The 22,396-nt window shown below is 39.9% G+C and carries 21 protein-coding genes and 1 riboswitch; of the genes, 6 read left to right on the forward strand and 15 right to left on the reverse strand.

The genetic code is table 11. The features are described 5' to 3' along the window. Positions 1-5 precede the first annotated feature (5 nt). Entirely contained in the window at positions 6-950 is a 945-nt protein-coding gene (gene ylqF, locus H5201_RS00585; RefSeq protein ID WP_182717516.1) for a ribosome biogenesis GTPase YlqF, read from the reverse strand. 90 nt (positions 951-1,040) lie between these two features. On the opposite strand from ylqF, the gene H5201_RS00590 reads away from it, so the two are divergent. Continuing rightward, on the forward strand, positions 1,041-1,577 hold the full coding sequence (locus H5201_RS00590; protein WP_145240254.1) for a YaeQ family protein: 537 nt from the start codon (positions 1,041-1,043) through the stop codon (positions 1,575-1,577). A gap of 28 nt (positions 1,578-1,605) precedes the next feature. After that, positions 1,606-2,202, forward strand: a complete 597-nt coding sequence (locus H5201_RS00595) for an alpha/beta hydrolase (protein ID WP_145240252.1) — start codon at positions 1,606-1,608, stop codon at positions 2,200-2,202. Here the strand turns inward: H5201_RS00595 and H5201_RS00600 are convergent. Beyond that, a complete protein-coding gene (locus tag H5201_RS00600; protein ID WP_149982248.1) occupies positions 2,199-2,408 on the reverse strand; it encodes a hypothetical protein in 210 nt (69 codons plus the stop codon). The genes H5201_RS00595 and H5201_RS00600 overlap by 4 nt on opposite strands. Before the next feature lie 349 nt (positions 2,409-2,757). On the opposite strand from H5201_RS00600, the gene H5201_RS00605 reads away from it, so the two are divergent. Continuing rightward, positions 2,758-3,231, forward strand: coding sequence for a Dps family protein (locus tag H5201_RS00605; RefSeq protein WP_182717517.1), 474 nt, complete (start codon positions 2,758-2,760; stop codon positions 3,229-3,231). On the opposite strand, the gene H5201_RS00610 is transcribed toward H5201_RS00605, so the two are convergent. The 6 genes from H5201_RS00610 to H5201_RS00635 form a co-directional block, all read right to left on the reverse strand. Then, entirely contained in the window at positions 3,232-3,432 is a 201-nt protein-coding gene (locus tag H5201_RS00610; protein WP_182717518.1) for a hypothetical protein, read from the reverse strand. A gap of 24 nt (positions 3,433-3,456) precedes the next feature. After that, on the reverse strand, positions 3,457-3,630 hold the full coding sequence (locus H5201_RS00615; RefSeq protein ID WP_182717519.1) for a hypothetical protein: 174 nt from the start codon (positions 3,628-3,630) through the stop codon (positions 3,457-3,459). A gap of 48 nt (positions 3,631-3,678) precedes the next feature. Beyond that, positions 3,679-5,754 carry a S9 family peptidase gene (locus H5201_RS00620; RefSeq protein WP_182739461.1) on the reverse strand — a complete coding sequence of 692 codons (2,076 nt, stop codon included), beginning with the start codon at positions 5,752-5,754 and terminating at the stop codon, positions 3,679-3,681. A 102-nt stretch (positions 5,755-5,856) separates the two neighbouring features. Beyond that, entirely contained in the window at positions 5,857-6,423 is a 567-nt protein-coding gene (locus H5201_RS00625) for a chitin-binding protein (protein ID WP_182761804.1), read from the reverse strand. Between the two features lie 119 nt (positions 6,424-6,542). Further along, positions 6,543-6,635, reverse strand: a riboswitch (cyclic di-GMP riboswitch). Between the two features lie 135 nt (positions 6,636-6,770). Next, positions 6,771-9,941, reverse strand: a complete 3,171-nt coding sequence (locus tag H5201_RS00630; protein WP_182783468.1) for an efflux RND transporter permease subunit — start codon at positions 9,939-9,941, stop codon at positions 6,771-6,773. 15 nt (positions 9,942-9,956) lie between these two features. Then, on the reverse strand, positions 9,957-11,135 hold the full coding sequence (locus H5201_RS00635) for an efflux RND transporter periplasmic adaptor subunit (RefSeq protein ID WP_149982253.1): 1,179 nt from the start codon (positions 11,133-11,135) through the stop codon (positions 9,957-9,959). Positions 11,136-11,460: 325 nt separating this feature from the next. On the opposite strand from H5201_RS00635, the gene H5201_RS00640 reads away from it, so the two are divergent. Continuing rightward, positions 11,461-11,703, forward strand: a complete 243-nt coding sequence (locus H5201_RS00640; protein WP_182717521.1) for a hypothetical protein — start codon at positions 11,461-11,463, stop codon at positions 11,701-11,703. A gap of 59 nt (positions 11,704-11,762) precedes the next feature. Here the strand turns inward: H5201_RS00640 and H5201_RS00645 are convergent, their stop codons facing one another. The 4 genes from H5201_RS00645 to H5201_RS00660 form a co-directional block, all read right to left on the reverse strand. Continuing rightward, the gene (locus H5201_RS00645; RefSeq protein WP_182783471.1) at positions 11,763-12,551 is read right to left on the reverse strand and encodes a PhzF family phenazine biosynthesis protein; all 789 of its coding nucleotides are present in this window, start codon (positions 12,549-12,551) and stop codon (positions 11,763-11,765) included. A gap of 18 nt (positions 12,552-12,569) precedes the next feature. Further along, complete coding sequence (locus tag H5201_RS00650; protein WP_182717523.1) at positions 12,570-13,055, reverse strand: pilin; 486 nt, start codon at positions 13,053-13,055, stop codon at positions 12,570-12,572. Further along, positions 13,052-13,879 (reverse strand): hypothetical protein, encoded by an 828-nt coding sequence (locus tag H5201_RS00655; RefSeq protein ID WP_182767416.1) that lies wholly within the window; start codon positions 13,877-13,879, stop codon positions 13,052-13,054. The genes H5201_RS00650 and H5201_RS00655 overlap by 4 nt, the downstream gene beginning before the upstream one ends. 81 nt (positions 13,880-13,960) lie before the next feature. Further along, the gene (locus tag H5201_RS00660; RefSeq protein WP_149982258.1) at positions 13,961-14,575 is read right to left on the reverse strand and encodes a PQ-loop repeat-containing protein; all 615 of its coding nucleotides are present in this window, start codon (positions 14,573-14,575) and stop codon (positions 13,961-13,963) included. Between the two features lie 300 nt (positions 14,576-14,875). Here H5201_RS00660 and H5201_RS00665 point away from each other — a divergent pair, with 300 nt between their 5' ends. Together H5201_RS00665 and H5201_RS00670 are read left to right on the forward strand one after the other, a co-directional pair. Beyond that, positions 14,876-16,015, forward strand: coding sequence for a PepSY domain-containing protein (locus H5201_RS00665; protein ID WP_182783472.1), 1,140 nt, complete (start codon positions 14,876-14,878; stop codon positions 16,013-16,015). Positions 16,016-16,061: 46 nt separating this feature from the next. Further along, the gene (locus H5201_RS00670; RefSeq protein WP_182730693.1) at positions 16,062-17,207 is read left to right on the forward strand and encodes a lipopolysaccharide assembly protein LapB; all 1,146 of its coding nucleotides are present in this window, start codon (positions 16,062-16,064) and stop codon (positions 17,205-17,207) included. A 34-nt stretch (positions 17,208-17,241) separates the two neighbouring features. On the opposite strand, the gene H5201_RS00675 is transcribed toward H5201_RS00670, so the two are convergent. From H5201_RS00675 to H5201_RS00685, 3 genes are all read right to left on the reverse strand, one after another. Next, positions 17,242-20,082, reverse strand: coding sequence for a PD40 domain-containing protein (locus H5201_RS00675; protein WP_182783484.1), 2,841 nt, complete (start codon positions 20,080-20,082; stop codon positions 17,242-17,244). A 145-nt stretch (positions 20,083-20,227) separates the two neighbouring features. Beyond that, positions 20,228-21,763 (reverse strand): PH domain-containing protein, encoded by a 1,536-nt coding sequence (locus H5201_RS00680; RefSeq protein ID WP_182730692.1) that lies wholly within the window; start codon positions 21,761-21,763, stop codon positions 20,228-20,230. Further along, a complete protein-coding gene (locus H5201_RS00685) occupies positions 21,756-22,328 on the reverse strand; it encodes a PH domain-containing protein (RefSeq protein ID WP_182739466.1) in 573 nt (190 codons plus the stop codon). Before H5201_RS00685 ends, H5201_RS00680 begins: the two co-directional genes overlap by 8 nt. Positions 22,329-22,396: the final 68 nt, after the last annotated feature.

Raw genomic sequence — 22,396 nt, forward strand, 5'->3', positions numbered from 1 at the left:
AACAATTACCGGCGGTTTTTACGTGCTCGTGCTCGACGTTGTTTTTTCTCTTCTTCTTTAGCTGCTTTTTTAGCCTCAGCCGCAGCACGAAGCCCTGCAACCATCACTTCTTCTTCTTCACGCATAGCTGGAGTTTCCATAGTGATACGACCAATTATGCCATCGCGTAGTTCATTAATTAGAATTTCTGACATTTTATAAGTATCAATTTGGTTACCACCACGAATACAACCACGCTTTTTACCCGCCATTTCAACAAATTCCCAATCATTTTCAGGTAATTCATCAATTTTATAACGCGCTTTTAAAAGTTCAGGATACGCCCGCAATAGATATTCAGCGGTGTAACTAGCGACTTCTTCATATTCAAGTGCGGTATCACGTATCGCACCTGTAGCACCTAAACGGTAGCCTGAGTTTTCATTTTCAACTTTTGGCCACAACATACCCGGTGTGTCGTAAAGCATGATGCCGTCTTCTAGCTTAATACGTTGCTGCGCTTTAGTAACCGCCGGTTCGTTGCCTGTTTTCGCAACAATACGACCCGCTAACACATTAATTAACGTAGATTTACCCACGTTAGGAATACCCATGATCATGGCTTTAATTTGCTTATCAGCACCGACTTTGTGTGGTACTAATTTTTTACACAGTTCATTAATACGATGAACTTCAGCCGCTTTATCATTACCAAACGCAATCGCTTTTACGCCATTTTCTTGCTCAAAGTAATCCTTCCACGTTTGCGTCATTTTAGGATCGGCTAAATCAGCTTTATTTAGAATTTTGATGACCGGCTTACCTTCACGCAACGTCGCCACCATCGGGTTTTCACTACTGTAAGGAATGCGCGCATCAAGCACTTCAATGATCACATCCATTTGTGGCATTATTTCTTTAATTTCATTACGGGCTTTATTCATATGCCCAGGGAACCACTGGATAGCCATTTTTAACTCCTACAGATAATTTCGGGCTATTTTAACTGGCTCAGCCCTTAATTGCGCTATACTGACGCAAATTTTTTTAAATAAACTGTTATGGCTCTTAAATCGACGATTATTAAAGCGCAGTTATCGCTAAGCGATATGGACCGCAACGTATACCAAGACTTTAATTTAACCTTGGCACAACACCCTTCAGAAACCGAGCAACGCTTGATGATCCGCTTGCTTGCCTATGCACTTAATGCCTGTGATGGTTTAGAATTTACTAAGGGTTTATCGGCTGATGATGAACCAGAGCTGTGGCATAAAAGCTATAGCGATGAGATCGAGCTGTGGGTTGAGCTTGGTTTACCTGATGAAAAGCGTGTTAAAAAAGCCTGTAATAAAGCTAAAAAAGTGGTGCTATACACTTATGGTGAAAACAACCAAGCAATTTGGTGGCAAAAGCATCAACCTAAATTGTATGAGTTTAAAAATTTAAGTATTTTTAGTTTAGATTTTGCTACAACTCAAGCGCTGGCAGCGCTGGTTGATCGCAATATATCGCTGACTATTACCATTCAAGATGGTGATGTATGGGTGAGCTCTGATTCAGTTAACATTGAAATAAAACCAGTACAATTAATGTAATTGTAGGTTCAATAGATTAAGAGGGTGTATGACTGTTAAACGCGTTGTGGTATTACACGGATTGTATATGTCTGGCTTTGTAATGCGCCCTTTATGCTCTCAGCTCGAAAAGTCTGGGTTGGATATTCTCAACCTCTCTTACAATACATTGTCTCCCGATCGCGCCGCTATTTTTAAACAGATTGATAATTTTATTAATGATAAAAATACGGCCCTTGTTTGTCATTCAATGGGCGGACTGGTGGCGCGCGCATACCTTGCTGCAAATTCAGAGCAAAGCCAAAACGTAACAAAAGTTATTACTTTAGGCACACCGCATAAAGGCAGCCATATAGCCCGCAGAATGCAGCAAAAAGGCTTTGATGTATTTTTAAAAAACAGTGTGGAGTTTTTACTGACCGAAAATGGTGATTGGCCATTTAATGCCAAGCTTTATAGTATTGCTGGCGATTTACCGATCGGCCTCATGCCGCTAATTGCCAAAGGTAGTCAATCAGATGGTACGGTATTAATTGATGAAACCAAACTCAAAGGCATGGCAGAACATAAAGTGTTTCATTTAAGTCACACCAGTATGATCTACTCACGCCAAGTGATGAATTATATTGTTGAGTTGCTGGTTTAATCTTCTGCACTAGCAGCCACTTTATAGGCAACAAATGCGATGATTGCTAAGATCAGTGGTGTTGGCGCTGCGATATAACCAAAGGTATCAAAGTTAGCAAAGCTTGCTCCTGCTAAATGGCCGACTAAGCCAACTACAAATGCAATCAACGCTATACCAATAACAACTAATTCCATTTTACTTTCTTTTTGTGTTTTAGCCTGCATGTTATCTCTCCATCAAATTTATCTGTGTTGATTATGCGCCGACTAAAAACGTTAATTTTGACCTAAATCAAATAACCACTCGCCATGTAATAGCTTGCTATAAAAGCTTGTTTTAGATCATCTTATTGTGCTTTTATTAAGCGATTTGCGGTTATTTTGATTTTTAGGGTGGTTTTTTAAAGATTGGAGCCCATCTCTATTGTACGAACAAATTAATTACTACAGCAGGTTGGTTAATAGGTAAAATCTATTAAGGTTATCGATTTTAACCATTTTACAGATTACTAAAAATGGCTGATACTTGCTTCAGTGTTTAGAAAACATCTTATCAGTTTATTAAGGAGAAGTTATGTCACAGGTAAACGCAATTGGTCTTAACAGCGCGAAAAGTGAAGATATCGTCAAGTCACTCAATACCCTGCTAAGTAGTTATCAAATTCAATATATGAATGCCCGCGGTTTTCATTGGAATATTAAAGGTCGCAACTTTTTTGAACTACACGTCAAGTTTGAAGAAATTTATAACCTATTACTTTTAAAAGTAGATGAAGTCGCTGAGCGTATTTTAACGCTTGATGGCGCACCACTGCATGCATTTTCTGATTACTTAGAGATCAGCAAAATTAAAGAAGCAAAAAATATCAGTGATGGTGTCGCTGCAGTCGAAAACTTACTCGCTGGTTACAGCACGCTAATTAAAATGCAGCGCGATATTTTAGAGCAAGCAAGTGATGCACAAGATGAAGGTACGGCTTCATTGATGAGTGATTATATAACTGAGCAAGAGAAGCTAGTGTGGATGCTTAAAGCTTATTTAAATTAATCATAACCAGGTTTTAATATATAGATGTTCCGGGTGCTTAGCTAAGTAACCTGGAATATCATCGTAAAATTGTATATCCATATCGCTACCCCGCCAGATATGTTCCAGCAAACTTTTGGCTACAGCACTTGCTTGAATATAAACAACACGTTTATAACCGCGCGCTTTAACACCATGAAAGTATTCAGTTGCAACCGCCAAGCTATCTGCGATCGCTAATTCAAACTAAGCTAAGTTAATCACCGCATATTCAATGGATTGAGGCGGCAACTTTGCTAAATCAGCAAATACATCCTTGGTAAAAGCCTGTATACCTTCTCGATTAAAACATCCAATCACTTTGATATATATTGTTGGTGATTCAATTGAGTATTCCCAGCGCCCATGTACATTAAACATATAAGTACCTCCAAACATAGTGAAACTCAATTGAATAGAAAATCACACTTAATCAGCCAAACTGATAAAGAAAGCCATCTCTAATGCTTTTTCTTCCAAGCTTTTAAAACGCCCTGATGCTCCGCCGTGACCGGCATCCATATCGGTTTTAAACACCAAAATATTATCGTCAGTTTTATATTCACGCATTTTAGCCACCCACTTCATCGGCTCCCAATATTGCACTTGTGAATCATGCAAACCGGTAGTCACTAAAATATGTGGGTATGCCTGTGCGGTAATATTGTCATACGGTGAATACTGAGCAATCACATCATAATAGGCAGGGTCATTTGGATTACCCCATTCATCGTATTCATTGGTAGTTAGAGGTATTGACTCATCCAGCATGGTGGTTAGCACATCTAAAAATGGCACATGGCAGCCAATTCCTAAATAAAGCGCTGGCGCTTGGTTAACAACCGCTCCCATTAGTAAGCCACCGGCACTACCGCCTGAAGCAAACACTTTATCTTGCGCACCATAACCTTGCTCAACCAATACTTTGGTTACATCAATAAAGTCGTTAAAGCTATTTTGCTTATGCTGTTTTTTGCCTTGCTCGTACCAATCACGGCCCAACATCTCACTACCACGAACATGTGCTATAGCATACACAAAACCACGATCGAGTAAGCTTAATGAGGTACTCGAAAAGCTCGGATCAATGGTTATGCCATACGCCCCATAACCATATTGAAACAGTGGATTAGTGCCATTTTTAGCAAAACTATCTTTACGATAAACCAGCGACACGGGCACTTTAATACCATCACGCGCTGTTACCATTAATCTTTCAGAGGCATAGTTTTGCGGATCAAAACTGCCTAATACTTGCTGTTGTTTTAATAAAGTTTTATCACCATTATTTAAGTCTACTTCAAATAATGAACCTGGCGTGGTGAGGCTTGAGTAATAAATACGAGCTACGTACGTATCATGCTCAGGATTCATTGCAATGGCAGCATAATAACAAGGATCATCAAATTCTAAGGTCATACGCTGCTGTTGCTTATTAATGACCACAAAGCGTGTTTGTCCTTGCTCGCGCTCAGTAAGCACCAAGAAATCGTCAAACAGCTCTACGCCTTCTAATAAAACGCTATCACGATGAGGGGTATGCTCAAGCCACTGTGTTTTATCTGCAATGGTACTTGTATTAGCCGTCATTAAACGAAAGTTTTTAGCTTGCCAATTGGTCACGATATAAAACGTATCGCCGAGTTTATCAACATCAAACTCATGCCCTTCTTCGCGTGGCAGTAACTGAGTAAACACTCCTTGCGGCTGATCAGCATCTAGCACCCAAGTATCGTTCGTTTCTGTAGTGGCTAAATCAATAATGATCAGCCCCTCATCACGGCTTTTACCAAGCCCCATAAAAAAGCTTCGATCTTGCTCTTCATATACCAATACATCGTGCGCTTGCTTAGTACCTAATACATGGCGATAAACTTGATAACCTAATAACGTTTTAAGGTCTTTCTTTACGTAAAAAACCGTTTTATTGTCGTTTGCCCAAACGATTTGCCCTTCGGTGTTTTCTAATACATCTTCAAGTAAATCATCGTTATCAATAACTTTAAACTTTACGGTATAGATACGACGGCCATCGGTATCTTCAGAGTAAGCCAACAATTGTTCATTAGGACTAATTGCCACCTCGCCTAATTCATAAAATTCAAAACCTTCTGCAAGTATATTTACATCTAACAGTAGCTGCTTATCTGCGGCATCCATCTGACGACTACGGTAATGGCGAGAATATTCATCATCGCCACGTACTTCAGAGTGATACCAATACTGGCCATCTTTAACGGGAAAAGTATTATCGTCTTTAACAATACGCCCTTTTAGTTCTTCGAACAGTTGCTTCTGAAAAGACTGAATAGGTGCTAATTGCTGTTCACAATAGTCATTTTCAGCGGCTAAATGTGCCAGCATCGCTGGCTCTGTACGTTCGTCATCACGCATCCAATAATAATCATCAATGCGTATTTTTTGGTGTGTTGTTAACGTGTGCGGCTGTTTACGTGCAACAGGAGCATTAGGAAGTGAAGACAACGATAAGTTTGATAGAGCCACAGAAAAACCAATAAAAAATTTCGATGGCTGGAGTTTAACATAATTTTCAAAAGTGCATAAAAAAGCCCACTCAATGAGTGGGCCGAAAAATGCTAAATAGCATTAAGGGGAAACTTGCTGCCAGGCTAAATCCCAACTTTGTCCCACACCGGGCTCATAAAGTGGATTATTTTCTTCTTTCACATTGCAAAACTGGCTGAAAGGCCAAGGTTTGCATTTATAAATTAAGCCTGTTTTTGGCTGTAACACTTTTACACCCGCATTATAAACACTGCATTTTTCAGGGTAGATATAGTCATATGCAGGCTTAACGGCTTGGTAATCATCACATTTAGCAATACATTGAAAAGTTAATTCCGCACGAGTAATCCCGCAGCCTTCAAGTGCATAAATCTGGTTTGAACGATAAGCTACCACTAAACCTTGCTCAGTCATTCTTCCTGCTTCAACTAGTGGTATATGGGTATTAATATATTCCGCGACAAAACGCGGCCAATTATGTGGCTCACCTTGTTCTTCGGTGATAATTTCATATTGAAATGATAAATCGACTAGCTCTCCTTGCGTGTCATAAAAAGTCACTGTCACCATATCACCCACAAATAATTGGGTATGATGATTTAGACAACCTATTGGCATCCAATTTCCACAGGCCAATGACGTATGCATAAACAAAGCAACACCTTAAGAACATCTAATAGGTACTATCCAGTATTTATTGGATAAAAGAAATACTTTTTAACTATATTGTAGGGCTGATGACACACAGTGAGGCTAATATTACCCTGTGCAACGGCCCCGCTATCTTAGTTTTAGCACACTAAAACCTTAGACCGGAAACTTTGCGTCCTAACCTTTCGATTAGTTTGCCAAAACAGCGTGAGTATAATGTGACATAGCTCAAAGATCAAACTAAAGAATGTAACCGCCAATAAAAAGCAATACTTAGGTATATAAAAATAAAAAAGCCAATACATTACGTATTGGCTTTTAAAGTTCGTAGTAACAAATTGAAACTAACGATCTAACTGCGGCCCTTGTTTACTTTTAAATAAGAGCATAATTTCATTAAATAAAGCTTTAAACACCTTACCTACATCACTCATTATGATGTACAAACACGGCACTAATATTAACGTGATTAAGGTTGCAAACATTACTGCAAATCCAAGCGCTACAGCCATAGGTATTACAAATTTAGCCTGTAAGCTGGTTTCAAACATAATCGGCAATACGCCCGCAAATGTAGTAATAGATGTCAGCAATATAGGTCTAAAACGAGCACAACCGGCCTCTATCACCGCATCTTTGATAGCGATACCTTCACGGCGAGCTTGGTTAACAAAGTCGGTCATAACCAGCGAATCATTAATAACTACACCCGCTGCGGCAATGATACCAAAGCCCGACATTAAGGTTAGATCTAAGCCAAACCAATAATGCCCCCATACAGCCCCCGTCAAACTAAACGGGATCACCGACATTACAATCAAAGGTTGCGCATAGCTTTTCAAAGGTACAGCCAACAAGATATATACTAAAATCATGCCACCAAAAAAGAACATTTTTTGCTGATTTGCTTGTGATTGCTGCTCTTCAATAGCACCGCCAAGCTCTGATTTAACGCTTGGGAACTCTTCTTTTAGTTGAGGTAATAGCTTGTCTTTTACTTGTGTAATTACTTCATTTGGCTCGATCACTTCTTCATCGATATTGCCATAAACATACACAGTACGATAACCACCTTCACGGCGAATATAGCTAATGCCCGGTTTTTCAGTCAGCTCGACCACATCACCAAGTAACACTTCTTTACCTTGCGGTGTGGTGATAACTGCATGCTTGAGCGATGAAAACGCTTCGCGGGTTAGTTTTGGATAACGTACCATCACCCGCACTTCTTCACCACGGCGAATAACACGCTGTGCTTCACCACCGTAAAAACTTGCACCAACTTGGTTTGCTATTGAGGCTAAGTCTAAACCGAGGTCATAAGCCACAGGTTTTAAACTCATTTGCACTTCTTTGCTGGCAGGGTCAATAGTCGAGCTAATATCAAACAAACCGTCTTGTTGTTGCAATAATTGAATAAAACGACGCCCAGCATCATTTAAAGTGTCGATATCTGAGCCATATAATAAGTAACCAAACTCACCATCACCACCACCTTGAGCATTCACATCGTCATAAATAATAAGCGACTTAACACCAGCAATGGTTGGCATCGCTTCACGCCAACGACGAGAAAGTTCAAACGCGTTATAAGGACGTAAATCCTCTTCAACTAATGGTGCAAGTATTTGCGCTTCAGTACGACCTTGGTTAAACACGAGTACATCTCTAATTAGTTTTTGACCATATTCCCGCTCTGTCTCTTTATCAACGGCAATCACCATAGCTTCGATTTCACGAATTGCTTCAATGGTTTGTATATCAGAGACATTATCATTCATCTCTAAGTTGATCTGCGGATAGTCATGCGGGATCTTCGGCATAAAACCAGTACGCACATTGTTTGATGCAATCAAGGCAAAAGTGACGATCAGTAATGAAATAAACGAGAACAGTACCGCCCAACGCCACTCTACACAACACACTATAAAACGTCGATATGGTCCATTTACAAAACCAAAAAAGCGTTTATTAAAACGTGCTCGCCAGCTATCTGGCTTAATTGGCGGGAAGTTAGTATGGGCAATATGTGCAGGTAGAATAAGCTTTGATTCTATTAAGCTGAATATTAAACACAACATAACCACGACTGCGATCCCAAAAAAGAATGCACTTTCAGGGCCTGTCGATAACGTAAATGGCGCAAATACCGCAACTGTGGTTAACACCCCAAAGGTTGCAGGAGTTGCGACTTTTTTAGCGCCATTAACGACATTAACAACTCCACCGCCTTTTTTCTCTATTTCGGTGTAGGCACTTTCTCCGATGACAATGGCGTCATCCACCACAATCCCTAGCACCATAATAAAGGCAAATAATGACAAGATATTAATGGTTACACCAAACAACGGCATCATCATCATGGCGCCTAAAAAACATACCGGCAAGCCAATCATTACCCATAGCGCAAGCTTAAAGCGCAAGAACAAAGAAAGCATAATAGCGACTAAAATTGCACCTTGGATCAGGTTATTTACCATCATATCTAAGCGAGCATTTAAGTAATAGGTCATATCCATTAATGGCTCTAAGCGGACACCCGGCGGTAAGTCTTTATTTTTTTGATCAATAAACGCTTTAACTGAATCCGCAACAGGAATAATACTTTGCTCTTCCGTCGCTTTTACTGATAAATAAACGGCATTTTCACCATTGAACTTAAAGTAACGTTCGCCTTCGGTGAATTGGTCCTTAATAATTGCAATATCTTGCAGTAAAACTTTAGCGCCGTTATCACCAATTTTTACTGGTATTTGGCGAAACTCCTCACCTGAATACAGTTGGTTTTCAACTCGAACAGAAATAACCCCAGCATCGGTTTTTAATTGTCCTGCTGAAAAGTTGGCTGAATAACGACGAACAGCATCAGCGACTTCGCTTAAGGTTAAGTTGTAACGACGTAGTGTGTCTGGTTCAATCTCAATGGCAATTTCATCCAGTGGTACATCATTGACCACCAGTGATACATTTGATAGCTGTAATAGCTCATCTTCAATGCGGTTAGCTATCGGTTTGAGCTCATTCAGTGGTAGGTCGGCAACTAATGTCATGCCTATTACATCTTGGCGAAACTCTATTTGACTTATGGTGACCGGCTCCATGCCTGCGGGGAAAGTAGCGATACCATCAACCCGCAACTTAATTTTATCCAGTACATCGGTGAGCTCTGCATCAGTATTGATTTCTAACTGGGCGCTGCCGCCATTACGAAATGCGCGATATACACCTTTTTTAATTTCGGTAATATCTTTTAAAGATTCTTCAATCTTAACGAGGATACTTTCTTCCATCTCTTGCGGTGAAGCGCCAGGGTAATTCGCATTAATTGTAATGTAATTAATTTCAATGTTCGGGAACATTTGTCGTTGGATAGTTAAAAAACTAATGATCCCCATTACTATAATGAAAACCATCATTAAATTAGCCGCTACAGAGTTATTAGCAAAGTAGGCAATAATACCGGTCTGCTTTTCAACCGTTGAGTCTGGTGTATTTGGTAGTTCAGTGTTACTCATAACGCAGTCTACCCTTTATAGTTTTTCAGTGGTTGCACTATCGAGTGCATCAACTTTTTTAACATCCTGCACACCAGCGATTTTCACTGCCATGCCTTTTTGCGGATACTCAGGTAAGGTAATAACTAATTGATCATCAGCCTCTAAGCCATCACTAATATAAAAGAACTCGCCCTCTTCGCGGATCACTTTCACTTTACGTGGCTCAAGTTGCTGCTCATCATTAACAATCCATACCATTTGGTTATTCACCAGTTCTTGCGGTAAGCGATAGATATTATTAAGCATAGTGCCAGCAAAATTGACTTGTACATAACTGCCATATTTAATTGCCTGCTGTTTATTAACTAACCCATACGGGTCATCTATACGAACAACTAAGCTACTCATACGAGTAGCACTATCAACAATACCTAAATCACGATCAACCACAGCTTGACGCGTAAACCCATGTAAACCGGTTTTTATTACCGTTGCAGTAATTCCTTTAACTCGCTCAGGTAAAAACACACTGTCAAAGCCAGCGATCGGAATAATCACTTCGGCTGTTTCAATATTATTTAACTCACCGATTTGTGTGCCCATATTTATATACTGGCCTACACCAATATCGCGACTTACAACCAGTGCATCATAAGGAGCTGTTACTTCGCAATTATCTAAATCACGTTGCGCACGCTTTAATCGTGCTTGCGCTGACTTAACCGATGCTTGCGCGCTAAGCACTTGTGGCTCACGTAAAAACAATGCAGTACGCTCTTTACCAGGAAAGCGCTTTACTTCATCCGCCGCAACTTGTGCTTGTGCTTGCTCTTCGATTAACTGTGATTTTGCTTGAGCAAGTTCAGCTTGGGCTTGTAATAGCGCCGCTTCATAGTTATCTTTCTCAATAGTAAATAAGGTTTCGCCACGAGCAACAATACCACCAGCAACAAAGTGAGGATGCCAACTAACAACCTCACCCGACACCTGCGCTGATAAACGCGTGCTTTCAAGTGGCTTAACTTCGCCATAGCTATTAATAATCACTTGATGATCGTTGGCAGCTACAGGCTCAACTTTTACAACCGGCCGAGTGTCGACTATTTCTTTTTTTTCTGGCTCTTGGGCAATCGCATTAATTCCCACAAAGCCAACAATTCCTAAGCCAAGCGCGACAAATGGAAGTGTCCATTTCAATATCGTTGTTCGCATAATCAGTCCCCTAAATATTTTACTAAAGCCATAATAACAGAGCTGAATGAAACATTAACGTGACATTTGTAAGGAACTGTTACAAAACCGTATCAAAAAGATTCAAAGTCCTTATTTAAATAACCTGAGCTTCGGATAATAAATCTATCTCCTGCGGCTGCTGTTATTTTCAAAACCGAACACCTGCGTGTTCAATATCGAACAGCTATCACTTTAGAATCACCATATAAAAATTTAACCAACTGAAAATAAACATTATTTATTTCTGGCATCAAACTTTCATTAACTACACTATCAACCTCGTAGATTTGTAGATTTGTAGATTATGAATATTAATATTGAGAAAACCACAAAACTAAACAAAGTTAAAATAGCCCTCATTGTTGCCGCACTCATACTGCTAGCAAGCATCAGCTATTTTGCGGTGCAACCTGCTGTGCCGCAGCTAAATGCGAGTACGCTCAATGTGGTGACCGTCCAACAAGGTGATATTGATATTATGACGCCTGTGTATGGTCAATATGCATCACGCTATGAGCGCCTAATTAGTGCCCCTGCAGTTAGCTAACACAGCGCATGGCGCGCAAATCACCATTAAACTACCGCAAGGTAGCAATTAAATAGTCATTATAAATATATGGTGCCCTGCATATAGCGCACAGCATGGCCAGTTACAGTAATTGTGTGCGCAGCAACTTCACAATGCAGATGTCCGCCACGGCTAGAAGCTTGATAAGCACTTAACGAGGTTTTACCTAACTCTTTAGCCCAATAAGGCGCAAGACCGGTATGAATTGAGCCGGTAACGTAATCTTCATCACCGCCATTAGCAGGCCAAAAATAACGTGAAATAAAGTCGTATTTTGCGCTTGGTGCGGTTGCAACTACATCTAGCGGAAACAATGTTTTAAGCAGCGCAGAGTCTGTTTTAAGATCTAGCACATCTTGCTCACTATCATAAATAGCAAAGTAAGCTTGTTGGTTTTTCAACACCTTAACGGGTTGTATAGACAAGCCAGCAAATAGCTCAGAGGGTATTTCTGTTGTAACAAAAGGAGTTTGTTTTGGAAAAGTCATGGCAAAGCTGCCATCGCTATTTTTATTAATAACTAACTCACCGACTGCAGCAGCTTGAAAACGAATTTGCGATATATTGTGCTGTTCGCACAACACAAATGCCGCAGCGAGTGTAGCATGTCCGCAAAAGTCTATTTCCATTAATGGTGAAAACCAACGGATAGCGTAGCTGCCATCAGCTTGACGACAAGTAAACGCGGTTTCGGATACGTTATTTTCTGCGCCAATGTTTAGCATCAGCTCATTATCAAGCCAATTATCTAAATCAATAACCGCTGCATAGTTGCCTTTAAATAATTCGTTAGTAAAAGCGTCTACTTGATGGATAGTCAGTTGCATTCATTTACCTATAATATTTTAATATTTAAGTTCTTTACACGATGACGGCAAAATATCTTTGGGTACGGTGGTTTTATTTTCACCCATTGCTTGCATACCTGCGACTGGCTGATCGTAGCCACATAACCAAGCTATAGGGCTACCCGGACTACCCGTGACCACAGCTGGCCGAAATGTTAATATCGTCCCCTGCAAAGGCACTGACGCTTTATTACCAAGGCTAATATGAATAGCCCCAACATCAACGACAATACCAGTTACTCGATTGCCAATTAAAAACTTACTCGCAGGTATACCGGCTTCCTCATTGTTTGATGGAAATCGTCCTTGCTCTAAATAAAAAGTCGTTACATCTTCTCGTATAACGGCAGCCATTGCTAAGGGGTCTACAAGCTCACTGCGCTGTATATATTTACTGTATTGTGGCAATGCCACAGAAGCTAGAATGCCTATGATAGCAATCACAACCATTAGCTCAATTAGGGTAAATCCTTTATTTTTCATATGATCTCTCCCAATGCGAAGATAGGCCGATAAGCCTCTTTCAAAAATAATGCAATCGCAATAACTAAAGTAATCGTGAAAATAGTAATGAGTTTATTCAAATACCTTTTAGCATCTTGATTAAACACCGCCAGCTTTTGCTTTATTAAAAGCACAAATTCTTTACTAATATCTAAGCCATGTAACTGACAACTTTGTAAATGCTCAACCTCGGGGAAACTAATACTTTCACTTGCCCCGTTTACAGGAAATTCAAGTATTACAATTAGCTCGCTGTGTTGCTGGCGAATTTTTTTGGGGATAATAAAATCGATACAACTTGATGATGGTTCTGCTTTTAGTAGATTGCCTATTTGGCTTAGGCGTATAACACTGAGCAAAATTAATGAAAGAAGCATTCCTTGTAGAGATACAAATATATACCAAAATTGTGCCACATCACTAAGCGAGTTATTTAATTGAGCATGATAGTCACTCAATACAGCTGAAAAGGAAGGTATAACAAAAACCTGATAAATCAGACTAATGATAATAAAAGCAGTAAAAATAAATACCAGATAGCTTAATCTGCTCGCGTATTTAAAGCCGTTAGTACTAATTGCATTTGGTAATTGTTCATAACATAACGCAAGTCTTTGCTGCTCGTGTTCACAACGGTTATCAATAAGCTGTGCTGATAATTTTGTAGCTAATTGACTACTGTGCTGCCCAGCTTTATAAACCCGTAAATGCTCGGCACTACTTAGTTGCTTTTTCTGTGCAGGAGTAAGGTTACTTAATGGCGAAAATAATCGACATAAGTAACCTAGTTGATTCCAATTCATACCTTATCCCTTTTATCTCGATAAGGTAATTTGCCATAAAAACAGTAACTTTGGAATCGCTTGTTTTTAAAACAAACAATTCTATATTATTGCAGGGCGCATTTTATAATATTGAATACAACCAAGTTGCGCGGCATTAGTCAGTAAGATCATCACAAATGTTAAAAGATGCGAAGTACTTGGTGCTGCCATCGCTAATTCTGCAAATAAACCACACACACCAGCAATAAACTGTAAGCTAAAATAACGAGCACTTAAGTTGCTTATATCTCCGCTGCGCAGCGTTTTATAGGTTTGCGGCATGACTCGCACCGAACTCATTATTAAGCCAACAAAAGTAAGCCAAGTAAGTACATTAGCAGTCTCTAGCTGTGGGTTTACTAGCAGTAAAAACGGTAATAGTGAAAAACCTAACATAGCGGCCAACTGAGTTCGCTCTCTAGTTTTGGCGTTATATCGAGCAAAATAATACAAGATTAAGCCACTTAAACACCCGGTCACCACAAACGGTAGTACCATGTAGTAACGTTCAAAAAAGAGATTAAATGCAATAAAATAAATACTTTGCGCCACCCCAAAGGTCATCATTAATAATGACAACCCCGATACACTGCGGTTTTTACGAATTTTATTTAGTAATGGTAAAAAGCTAAACACTAAAATAAATGATGATAAAATAGGCAGGTAATGCGCCAAAGTAGACCTCGTTCGTTAGTAATTGATTAATAAGTTAGCAACTTATAAACAAAACAATAAGTCAGTGTAAACCACTGTTTTTATATGCTTTATGTAAGGCGCGGCATTGTAAAGGTCCTATAAAAACAAGCAACCATTTGTACAAAATAAACTCACTACTCCTGCGGCAAGTTAACCTTACAGTTTCCATGTTTCGACTGACACTTTGCCGTTAGTAAGCAAACATCTCATCGCATAGAATTGAAATAACATTGATAATTGTTATCATGCAACAAATTAATTTTGACGACTCTTTGCCTTATGAGAAAAACACTTTTTAAAATACACAGTTGGATTGCGCTTTGTGCTTTGATTCCACTTATTGTGATCAGTCTAACTGGCAGCGTATTAGTGTTTAAAAGTGAAATTGATGGCTTACTCATGCCAGATAGTCACTTTGTCGTTGATAGTCACGCAGAACGCAAACCCATTGATAAATTAATAGCGGTTGCTGAGCATGAATTTCCTAGCTATGTAGTAGGTAGTTGGGAAATATTTAATGATGATACTGCTGATCGGGTTTATTTAATCGAACGCGGTACCGACACTTGGTATAAATTTCATATCAATCAATATTCTGGCGAAATACTCTCGCAGCCAGTTAGCACTAGTCACTACTTCACAGATTGGTTTTTAGAACTGCATTACACATTTTTGCTAAACGATTTAAAAACTCTACCTGGTCAAACAGGCACCGTCCTTGGGTTCTTTTTTGCAATCTTTCTATTTATCCTCGCCGTTACAGGCTTAATAATTTATCGTAAATTTTGGCAACGTTTATTTTCAGTACGCTTCAAGGCGACGCTGCAAATTGTACTAAGCGATATTCATAAAATGACAGGGGTACTTGGCTCACCCATTATTTTAATTTTGGCGATCACTGGCGGCTACTTTAATTGGGCTGTGTGGTATCACGAAGTAGTCGAACACGCAGAAGAACAGCATTTTATACTCACCAAAAACTTACATAGCGATACCATTAACTTTCAAGCCATTCTGGATGATAGCAAAAAACAAATCCCGACATTTAATGGTACTTTTTTAGTTATGCCACTGGAGCCTGACGAAAACATTACGCTATTTGGTGAAGTTGATAGCAACAATCCACTGGCAAGCGAATACGCCAACACCATTACTTATGATAAAAAAACCGGTGAACATATAGCTAACTGGGATATTCGCGAAGTCGGCATTGGTTGGAAAGTAATTGATAGCTTTAGAAAATTACACTTTGGTTATTTTGCCGGTTTACTCAGTAAAATCTTATGGTGCGTGATTGGCCTAAGCCCAGTATGGCTTGCAGGCACTGGTTTTTACTTGTGGCTTAGCCGCCGTAACCGTAAAAAACAATCACAAAGAAATCGCGAGCAAAGGCGAACAGCGACAGCATTTAATACTTGATTAAATTTTTACCTCAGCGTACCTTTATCTAAACGCTGAGGTAACTATGAAACTTTACTTTTCTTTATTATTAATATGTTTATTAACAGCTTGTAAAAGCACAGAACAGCAGAGTACGGTTGCGCCAACACTAACTAGTTTACTAAATCACACTCTCTTTGAGTTACAGCAAGTCCCTTCAGAACAAGTTATTTTTCAACTGCCCAACGATGAAGCTAAGATCTTTCTATCTTATGTCGAGAATCAACGCCAAGACGGTTTAACTGACGATATTATTCTTTATAACTACATTGAACGCAGCTTTAGTAATTTTAGCTATCATGGCGATACCCTCACAGCAGAGCAAACCCTCGAGTTATCTCATGGTAACTGTATAAGTCTGGCAATATTAACCCAAGCCTATGCAAACTTAATTGATCTGGAAACTGGTTTTCAAGAAATGACAAGCCAGCCTGTTTACGCCAAAGAAGGCAATCTGGTATTTATTGCTAACCATTTTCGTACTAAGTTATATAGCCCTTTCACTGAAGATGACGATCAAATTACTTTTATTCGACCAGGAGTACTTATTGACTATTTTCCTTCGCGAGGAAGTTTTTATGTTGGCAGTGCTAGTTATGAGGATCTCATTGCCAAATATTATAGTAATTTAGCGGCTGATGCTTTACTAGAAAGTGATTATAATCAAGTGTATAGCTTGTTAATTAAGGCTAATCAGTACGCCCCAAATGATGCTGAGTTATTCAATCTTGCGGCTATATTACATCGTCGAATTAACGATAAAACAACCAGTCAATTAATTTACCAAACAGCGCTTGATCAGCAATTACAAAGTTTAAACTTACTAAGCAATTACAAAGTACTCGCAGAAGATATTGGCAATGAAATGTTAGTTGAACAAATTAATTCATTGTTAGGTGCTCAAGAAAAAGATCCTTATGAATTAATTGCTCTTGGTGAAACAGAAGCATTGAGTGGGCGCTTAATGAGCGCTAAAAAACACATAGATGAAGCAATAAACAAGGCACCTTATTTGGCTGATCCCTATGTAGCTCTTGCAAAAATCCGTTATCAGCAAGGTAATTTAAATGACGCTCATAAATTACTCAAACAAGCTATGGATCTCGAAAGAGATCATCAACAACGTAGTATTTATGCGGCAAAGCTTGCCGCTATAAGAAGTCACCAATAACCGCCTTGAGTGAAAAGACTCAAGGCGTAAGCGTTTACAACGAATAATAAAACCCGAGCCAGCCTCTAAGCTCATCATCAAAGCTGTCGCCTTCGACTCTGACTAGGCCAAAATCAAGTTTCACATCATTGAGGCCTGCAGGGCCTAAGCCAAAACTAAAGGGGCCTTGCCATTTCACACCATAACTTTGCCCGTATACCTGTTGGTCAATCTGATGCTGTTGATAGTACAACCATGGCATGCCTTCTGACCAGCTAATACCGCCACCATAACCTTGGTAACGCTTGCCAACGGCACTATAAAACGGTAACTCAGGAGCAAATACATAATCACTACGAACATTCTTTGATAATAATGAAGAGCTAAAACCACCTAATACGAGGTCTATATTATCTCGATATTGCTGACTATAATTTGCATACATAGGTATCGCCCACGCTTTACCAAATAGCTGCGCAGCAACATCATAGCCCTGCCAATTCTGTGTGTCGCTATCGCCACTATACCAATGCGCATCAATCGCTTGGCCAATGGCATAATCTTGTCTGTCATAGCTCCAAGATTGCTTCAAGCCGACTCTAAGCCACTGTGAACTCTGCTCTTGCTTGATATTTGCATCATCTATCTCTGAGTAGTTATAAGCCAGTTCTGGCTGTACTTTAAACTCTCCAAAACTCAGCGGCAGGCTGGCAGCAATATAGCCGCCTTGCACTGACTGATCAGCCAACAGGCCATGCTGATATTGCTTGCTAGCATTCAAATCATAAGAAAATAACTGGCTGTCAAACTTGATTGCAAGCGCACTGTAGCGTGCTTGGGCATAAATGCCTTGCAGTGCAGTGTCATGTAAATCAACACTGTAGCCCAGCTGCCAATCTAATTGCTTGAGTAAATCGCTGCCTTTAATACTCGCTGAAAATAATGCCGCGGCGGCTGAATGATATTGTTCACCTAACGCAAAAGTGGCTTTTTGCTGCCAAATATCGTAGTGCGTTTGCTCACCAATGGGTTGTTGATATACTTGAGCTTTTGGCAAGGTGTGCTCATTCACAAGCAACAAAGGCGCAATACTGTTAGTTGCAAAATCGGTGATTTCTTCTTCGTTATTATTTACCTGTAGCTGCATAATATCAGGGCCATCACTACTGATTGAAAAATACAGTAAATCCCCGTCAGATAATGCGAGTGGATTAGCAACCGCTTGTTGACCTTGAGTCAACTTGAACAAACGTTGTGTAGTTAAATCATAACGGTAGATATCCGTTGCCTGAGCTAATCCTGCAACAAAATAAAGCTGCTTGCCATCCGCACTCCAACTTGGTTGTGATAAGTATTGATATCCCTTAGGCATTGGTACAGCAAATGATTTTTGTCCATCAAGATCTTGTATATACAATTGCCAATTATGATTAAACTCAGTTTTAAGAAAGGCGAGTTGCTGTTGATTGGGGCTAACTACAGGATAATCGTAAACCGTTGCTAGACTTTTTTCGAATAATGGTTGAGCTTGACCGGTTTGTAAATCAACTCGCACTAACTCTGAGTAACCTCCTTTAACCTGTTCTCCATAAAGTGTTTGCCCATTATCTGCAATACTAAAGCGCCGCAGGCCAGCTAAATCAGTTAGTTTGGTAACTTCACCGGTTTGCCTATCCCAGCTAAATATATCTGATATACGCTGATTATCAATATTATCTACGTTGCTGTAGGCTGAAAAATACAGCACGTCGTCATTTAGCCATTGTGGGTTTTGAATACCCGCACGATTGATTTGATTCAAGACTTGCTTTTGCTTACGTTGAAACACCTTGGGTGGTTTATCAGCAACATCTTTAGGATCATCAGCGAGTAGCTCTTGTTGCTCTTGGTTAAACTCTTCTGCAGCTTTGAGGTTATCCTCAGTACTGTAGAGTTTTAACTGAGTCTTGCCGTCTTGATCACGCTCCACCACTGCAAGTTGCTCGCTATTTGGTGATAAAGCAGGACCACTAGCATAGTGATCTAACGCCAACCAAAGCTCACTAGTAAGTGACTGTTCACTTCTTTCTTTACTCATTGCTTGATAGGTATACTCAGCAATAAAACGTCGATACAACTTACTCGCAGAGTCACCAAAGACCCCTTCGAATGCGTCATCAAATTCGCGTTGCTTAACCCCTTGCATACGCGTCCAAACAGCATCAAGGGTTTGCTCTGAATAGTTTTTCTCTAGCCAAGCTAAAAATCGGGCGCCCATTAAATACGCCATAGAGCCAGCCATAAAGCCACCATCTGTACTATTCAACTGATCATAGCGGGGCAATGCACCTTGCTGAGCAAATTCGATTAAAATCGCCTCGCTGTAGTTATCAAATAACCGACCACGCCCCGTCATTTTCGATTCAAGTAATGTTGCGTAACCCTCTGCCACCCAGCGAGGCATCTCGCTGTGTGTTATATCGTATAAATCCCAAATATTCCTGAGCTCTTGACGCCATTTACTGCGGGTAGGTTGTGCTAAATGCACTAGATGAATATATTCGTGCAGTACCAGTAATTGCTGCCAACCACTATTATTTGAGATCACTGTATCTGACTGCGGTGGTGTAGTAAAAAGCGCCATCAATGGCTTATTTGAAACCGGTAATGCAAAACCATTAGCGGCATTGAGTGGATCAAACACCACCACATCAACCGCCTCATCTAAAGCACGGTTTTGTTGCTCAAGCACTTTGCTGCGGACGATTTCTAATTCATTGGCCGCAGAGCGTGCCCAATCTGCATTTTCTTGACTGTAATGAACATTAAAGTGTTCGGTATGAATAGTTTGCCATTGCACGGCGGCCTGTGTATGTGTGGCTAATAATAACGAAGTAGCGAGTAAGGTTTTTTTCATCATGTTCCCTGATCTCTTATTTTAAACCCATTATTGTCATAACTTAGTCTAAAAAGAGAGCATAAAAATGTAAGAAAACGTGAGTTACCGCTATTACGCTTTATAGCCTAATAAAATACCATCCTAAGAACTTGAAAGCGGTGAATTACATCCAACTTCGTTGATCCGATTCAGCTTGGCAGAGAATAAAGTCGATAATTTTATCGGCTTGCTCTGCTTTGATATAAGGCATAGTCGCTGTGCCCGCAGCGAGTTGTATAGACAAGCTCTTCAAACCACTTTTTCGCATAAAATAAGTGCTTACTGCGCGCGTGCTTTGCGCTTTATATAGTTCAAACACTCGATAATGCACACTTATCATGCCACTGCGAAACACTGCGTAATATCGCCCTTGATATTGATAAAAATAATAACCGTATCGTCGATATGATAAGTACACCAAGGAACTTAGTAATACAGCACAAAGCAGGCCATATACCGGGCTGTAACCTTGTCCTGCATAGCCCATAAATGCAATTAAAGCGCTCGGTAACAAAGCATAAAAGCATAGATTTTTGATCAGTAACGCTTTTTCGACACCTTTAAAGTTGAGTGCTTTAAAATCATCACTGGTTAAATTAAGCCAAGGATGTACCCACTGACAAACTTGTTTTACTTGCTCAAGTGAAAGCACTGGCATCACTAAGCTTTGTTTGCTCTTTGCGCCCGCGCTAAAGCCGCCGCTGGTTGCTTGCAAGCACTGCACGGTATAACGTTTAAGTAGTCGTGCAATTAGGTTTTGCTTAATCAGCAGAGATTGTACTTTATCAAGACTCACCGACAACTGATGACGCTCTAATAATCCAGCAATGCGTTTAAATTTTCCGGCCTGAAAGTAAAGCTGAAAATTATAAAAGCGGATTAATGACATTAATACCGATAATAAAACGGCAACCAACACAACAAGCACAAGTATTGAAAACACAGCGAGTGCTGCAGCATCAACCAACACGCCCACTTCTTGCTGATAGAATGATTCTAGGCGATTGATCACCGCTTTTTCTAAAAACTCCAGCACAACATTCATAAAAGGTGCAAGCGCTGCTAATGCCAAAATAGCCATATTCGACATCAAGCCAAATTTTGCAACTTCTTTATTGCTCAGCACCAAACATTGTTGTGGTTCGTTGGTATGTGTATCTTCAGGTTGCTGCTTAGCTGCAGTTTGTTGTTGGGTTTCTTTATAAGCCAATACTCGCTCGCGCATTTGCTCTGCATATAGCGATGTAACCCCGGGTAATACAGCCTCTTGGCTAGTGCTGCCAGCGGCATCAAAAATACAGTTAACCAAACCCAGAGGCTTAAAATAAAACGGTTCGGCAATATTAACATTCTGCACTCGCAAAAAGTTCAAGGTTAAACGCTCTTTTTTAAACACCCCTTTATTAAGTAATATTTCATGCTCATCAGTAATGCAAAAGCGAAAATTAATATAGTAAAAAAATGAATAAATTAACAAGCTAATAATCGCTACCGCTAATGCAACTTGCCCCCAAAACCACTTATTTTCAACTTGCGTAACAAACACAACCATAATAGGTAGTAAGTTAAATACACCGTCTTTGACAAATCGGAAAGCAAAATGCACGATAAAATAAACCAGTGACCAAGACGAAACACGCTGCCATTTCAAATTATCCATTTAACGACTCATCAGTAGCTAATACACTATCACCGGCTTGATTGCTGGTATTGTTAGATACTTGTTTTGCTTCAGTGTACTTTTGAATATACTGACGGATATTTTTACAATCATCATGACTTAAGCCACTAATGTTGAGATCGGCGCTCATTCCGCCAGCACTATACAAACGCAAGCTAGCCAAGCCCAGTTTTCGCTCCAAAGGGCCACGATGTATTTCTGTGTGCTGCACTCGTGAGAAAGGTAAAATCGTCACCTGCTGCCAAATAACGCCTTTGCGATAAGCTATATCATGCTCACGCATAGCAATTCCTTTAAGTCGCATACTGACAACGTTATAAGCTAGCGATAAAGCTAAAATAATTGGTAAACCAATCAGTAAGCTCGTTTGTGCCAGTGCTGCAAACTCCTGATTAAAAAAGCAAACAGCGCCTAATATTGCAGTTAATGGTAGATAAAACAGCAGCCAGTTAAGCTGAGCGTGCAGCAACGCTTTATCTGCCAGTGGCTTATATACTATTTGTTGATGTTGGGGTAAGACGTCCAGTTGGTGGTTTTCGAACACTTTTTTTCCTTAACAAGCCAACGATTTGATACGTTGGCTTTGATTTATAGCAAAGTTGCGGCCCTATA

The organism is Pseudoalteromonas sp. SG43-6, from assembly GCF_014164365.1.
Lineage (GTDB): Bacteria > Pseudomonadota > Gammaproteobacteria > Enterobacterales > Alteromonadaceae > Pseudoalteromonas > Pseudoalteromonas rhizosphaerae.

Coding starts and splice junctions, on each gene's coding strand:
- H5201_RS00605 (WP_182717517.1), top strand. CDS start 2,758: ATGTCACAGGTAAACGCAATTGGTCTTAACAGCGCGAAAAGTGAAGAT.
- H5201_RS00595 (WP_145240252.1), top strand. CDS start 1,606: ATGACTGTTAAACGCGTTGTGGTATTACACGGATTGTATATGTCTGGC.
- H5201_RS00655 (WP_182767416.1), bottom strand. CDS start 13,879: ATGAATTGGAATCAACTAGGTTACTTATGTCGATTATTTTCGCCATTA.
- H5201_RS00600 (WP_149982248.1), bottom strand. CDS start 2,408: ATGCAGGCTAAAACACAAAAAGAAAGTAAAATGGAATTAGTTGTTATT.
- H5201_RS00640 (WP_182717521.1), top strand. CDS start 11,461: ATGAATATTAATATTGAGAAAACCACAAAACTAAACAAAGTTAAAATA.
- H5201_RS00635 (WP_149982253.1), bottom strand. CDS start 11,135: ATGCGAACAACGATATTGAAATGGACACTTCCATTTGTCGCGCTTGGC.
- H5201_RS00670 (WP_182730693.1), top strand. CDS start 16,062: ATGAAACTTTACTTTTCTTTATTATTAATATGTTTATTAACAGCTTGT.
- H5201_RS00650 (WP_182717523.1), bottom strand. CDS start 13,055: ATGAAAAATAAAGGATTTACCCTAATTGAGCTAATGGTTGTGATTGCT.
- H5201_RS00590 (WP_145240254.1), top strand. CDS start 1,041: ATGGCTCTTAAATCGACGATTATTAAAGCGCAGTTATCGCTAAGCGAT.
- ylqF (WP_182717516.1), bottom strand. CDS start 950: ATGGCTATCCAGTGGTTCCCTGGGCATATGAATAAAGCCCGTAATGAA.
- H5201_RS00625 (WP_182761804.1), bottom strand. CDS start 6,423: ATGCATACGTCATTGGCCTGTGGAAATTGGATGCCAATAGGTTGTCTA.
- H5201_RS00630 (WP_182783468.1), bottom strand. CDS start 9,941: ATGAGTAACACTGAACTACCAAATACACCAGACTCAACGGTTGAAAAG.
- H5201_RS00665 (WP_182783472.1), top strand. CDS start 14,876: ATGAGAAAAACACTTTTTAAAATACACAGTTGGATTGCGCTTTGTGCT.
- H5201_RS00675 (WP_182783484.1), bottom strand. CDS start 20,082: ATGAAAAAAACCTTACTCGCTACTTCGTTATTATTAGCCACACATACA.
- H5201_RS00615 (WP_182717519.1), bottom strand. CDS start 3,630: ATGTTTAATGTACATGGGCGCTGGGAATACTCAATTGAATCACCAACA.
- H5201_RS00645 (WP_182783471.1), bottom strand. CDS start 12,551: ATGCAACTGACTATCCATCAAGTAGACGCTTTTACTAACGAATTATTT.
- H5201_RS00680 (WP_182730692.1), bottom strand. CDS start 21,763: ATGGATAATTTGAAATGGCAGCGTGTTTCGTCTTGGTCACTGGTTTAT.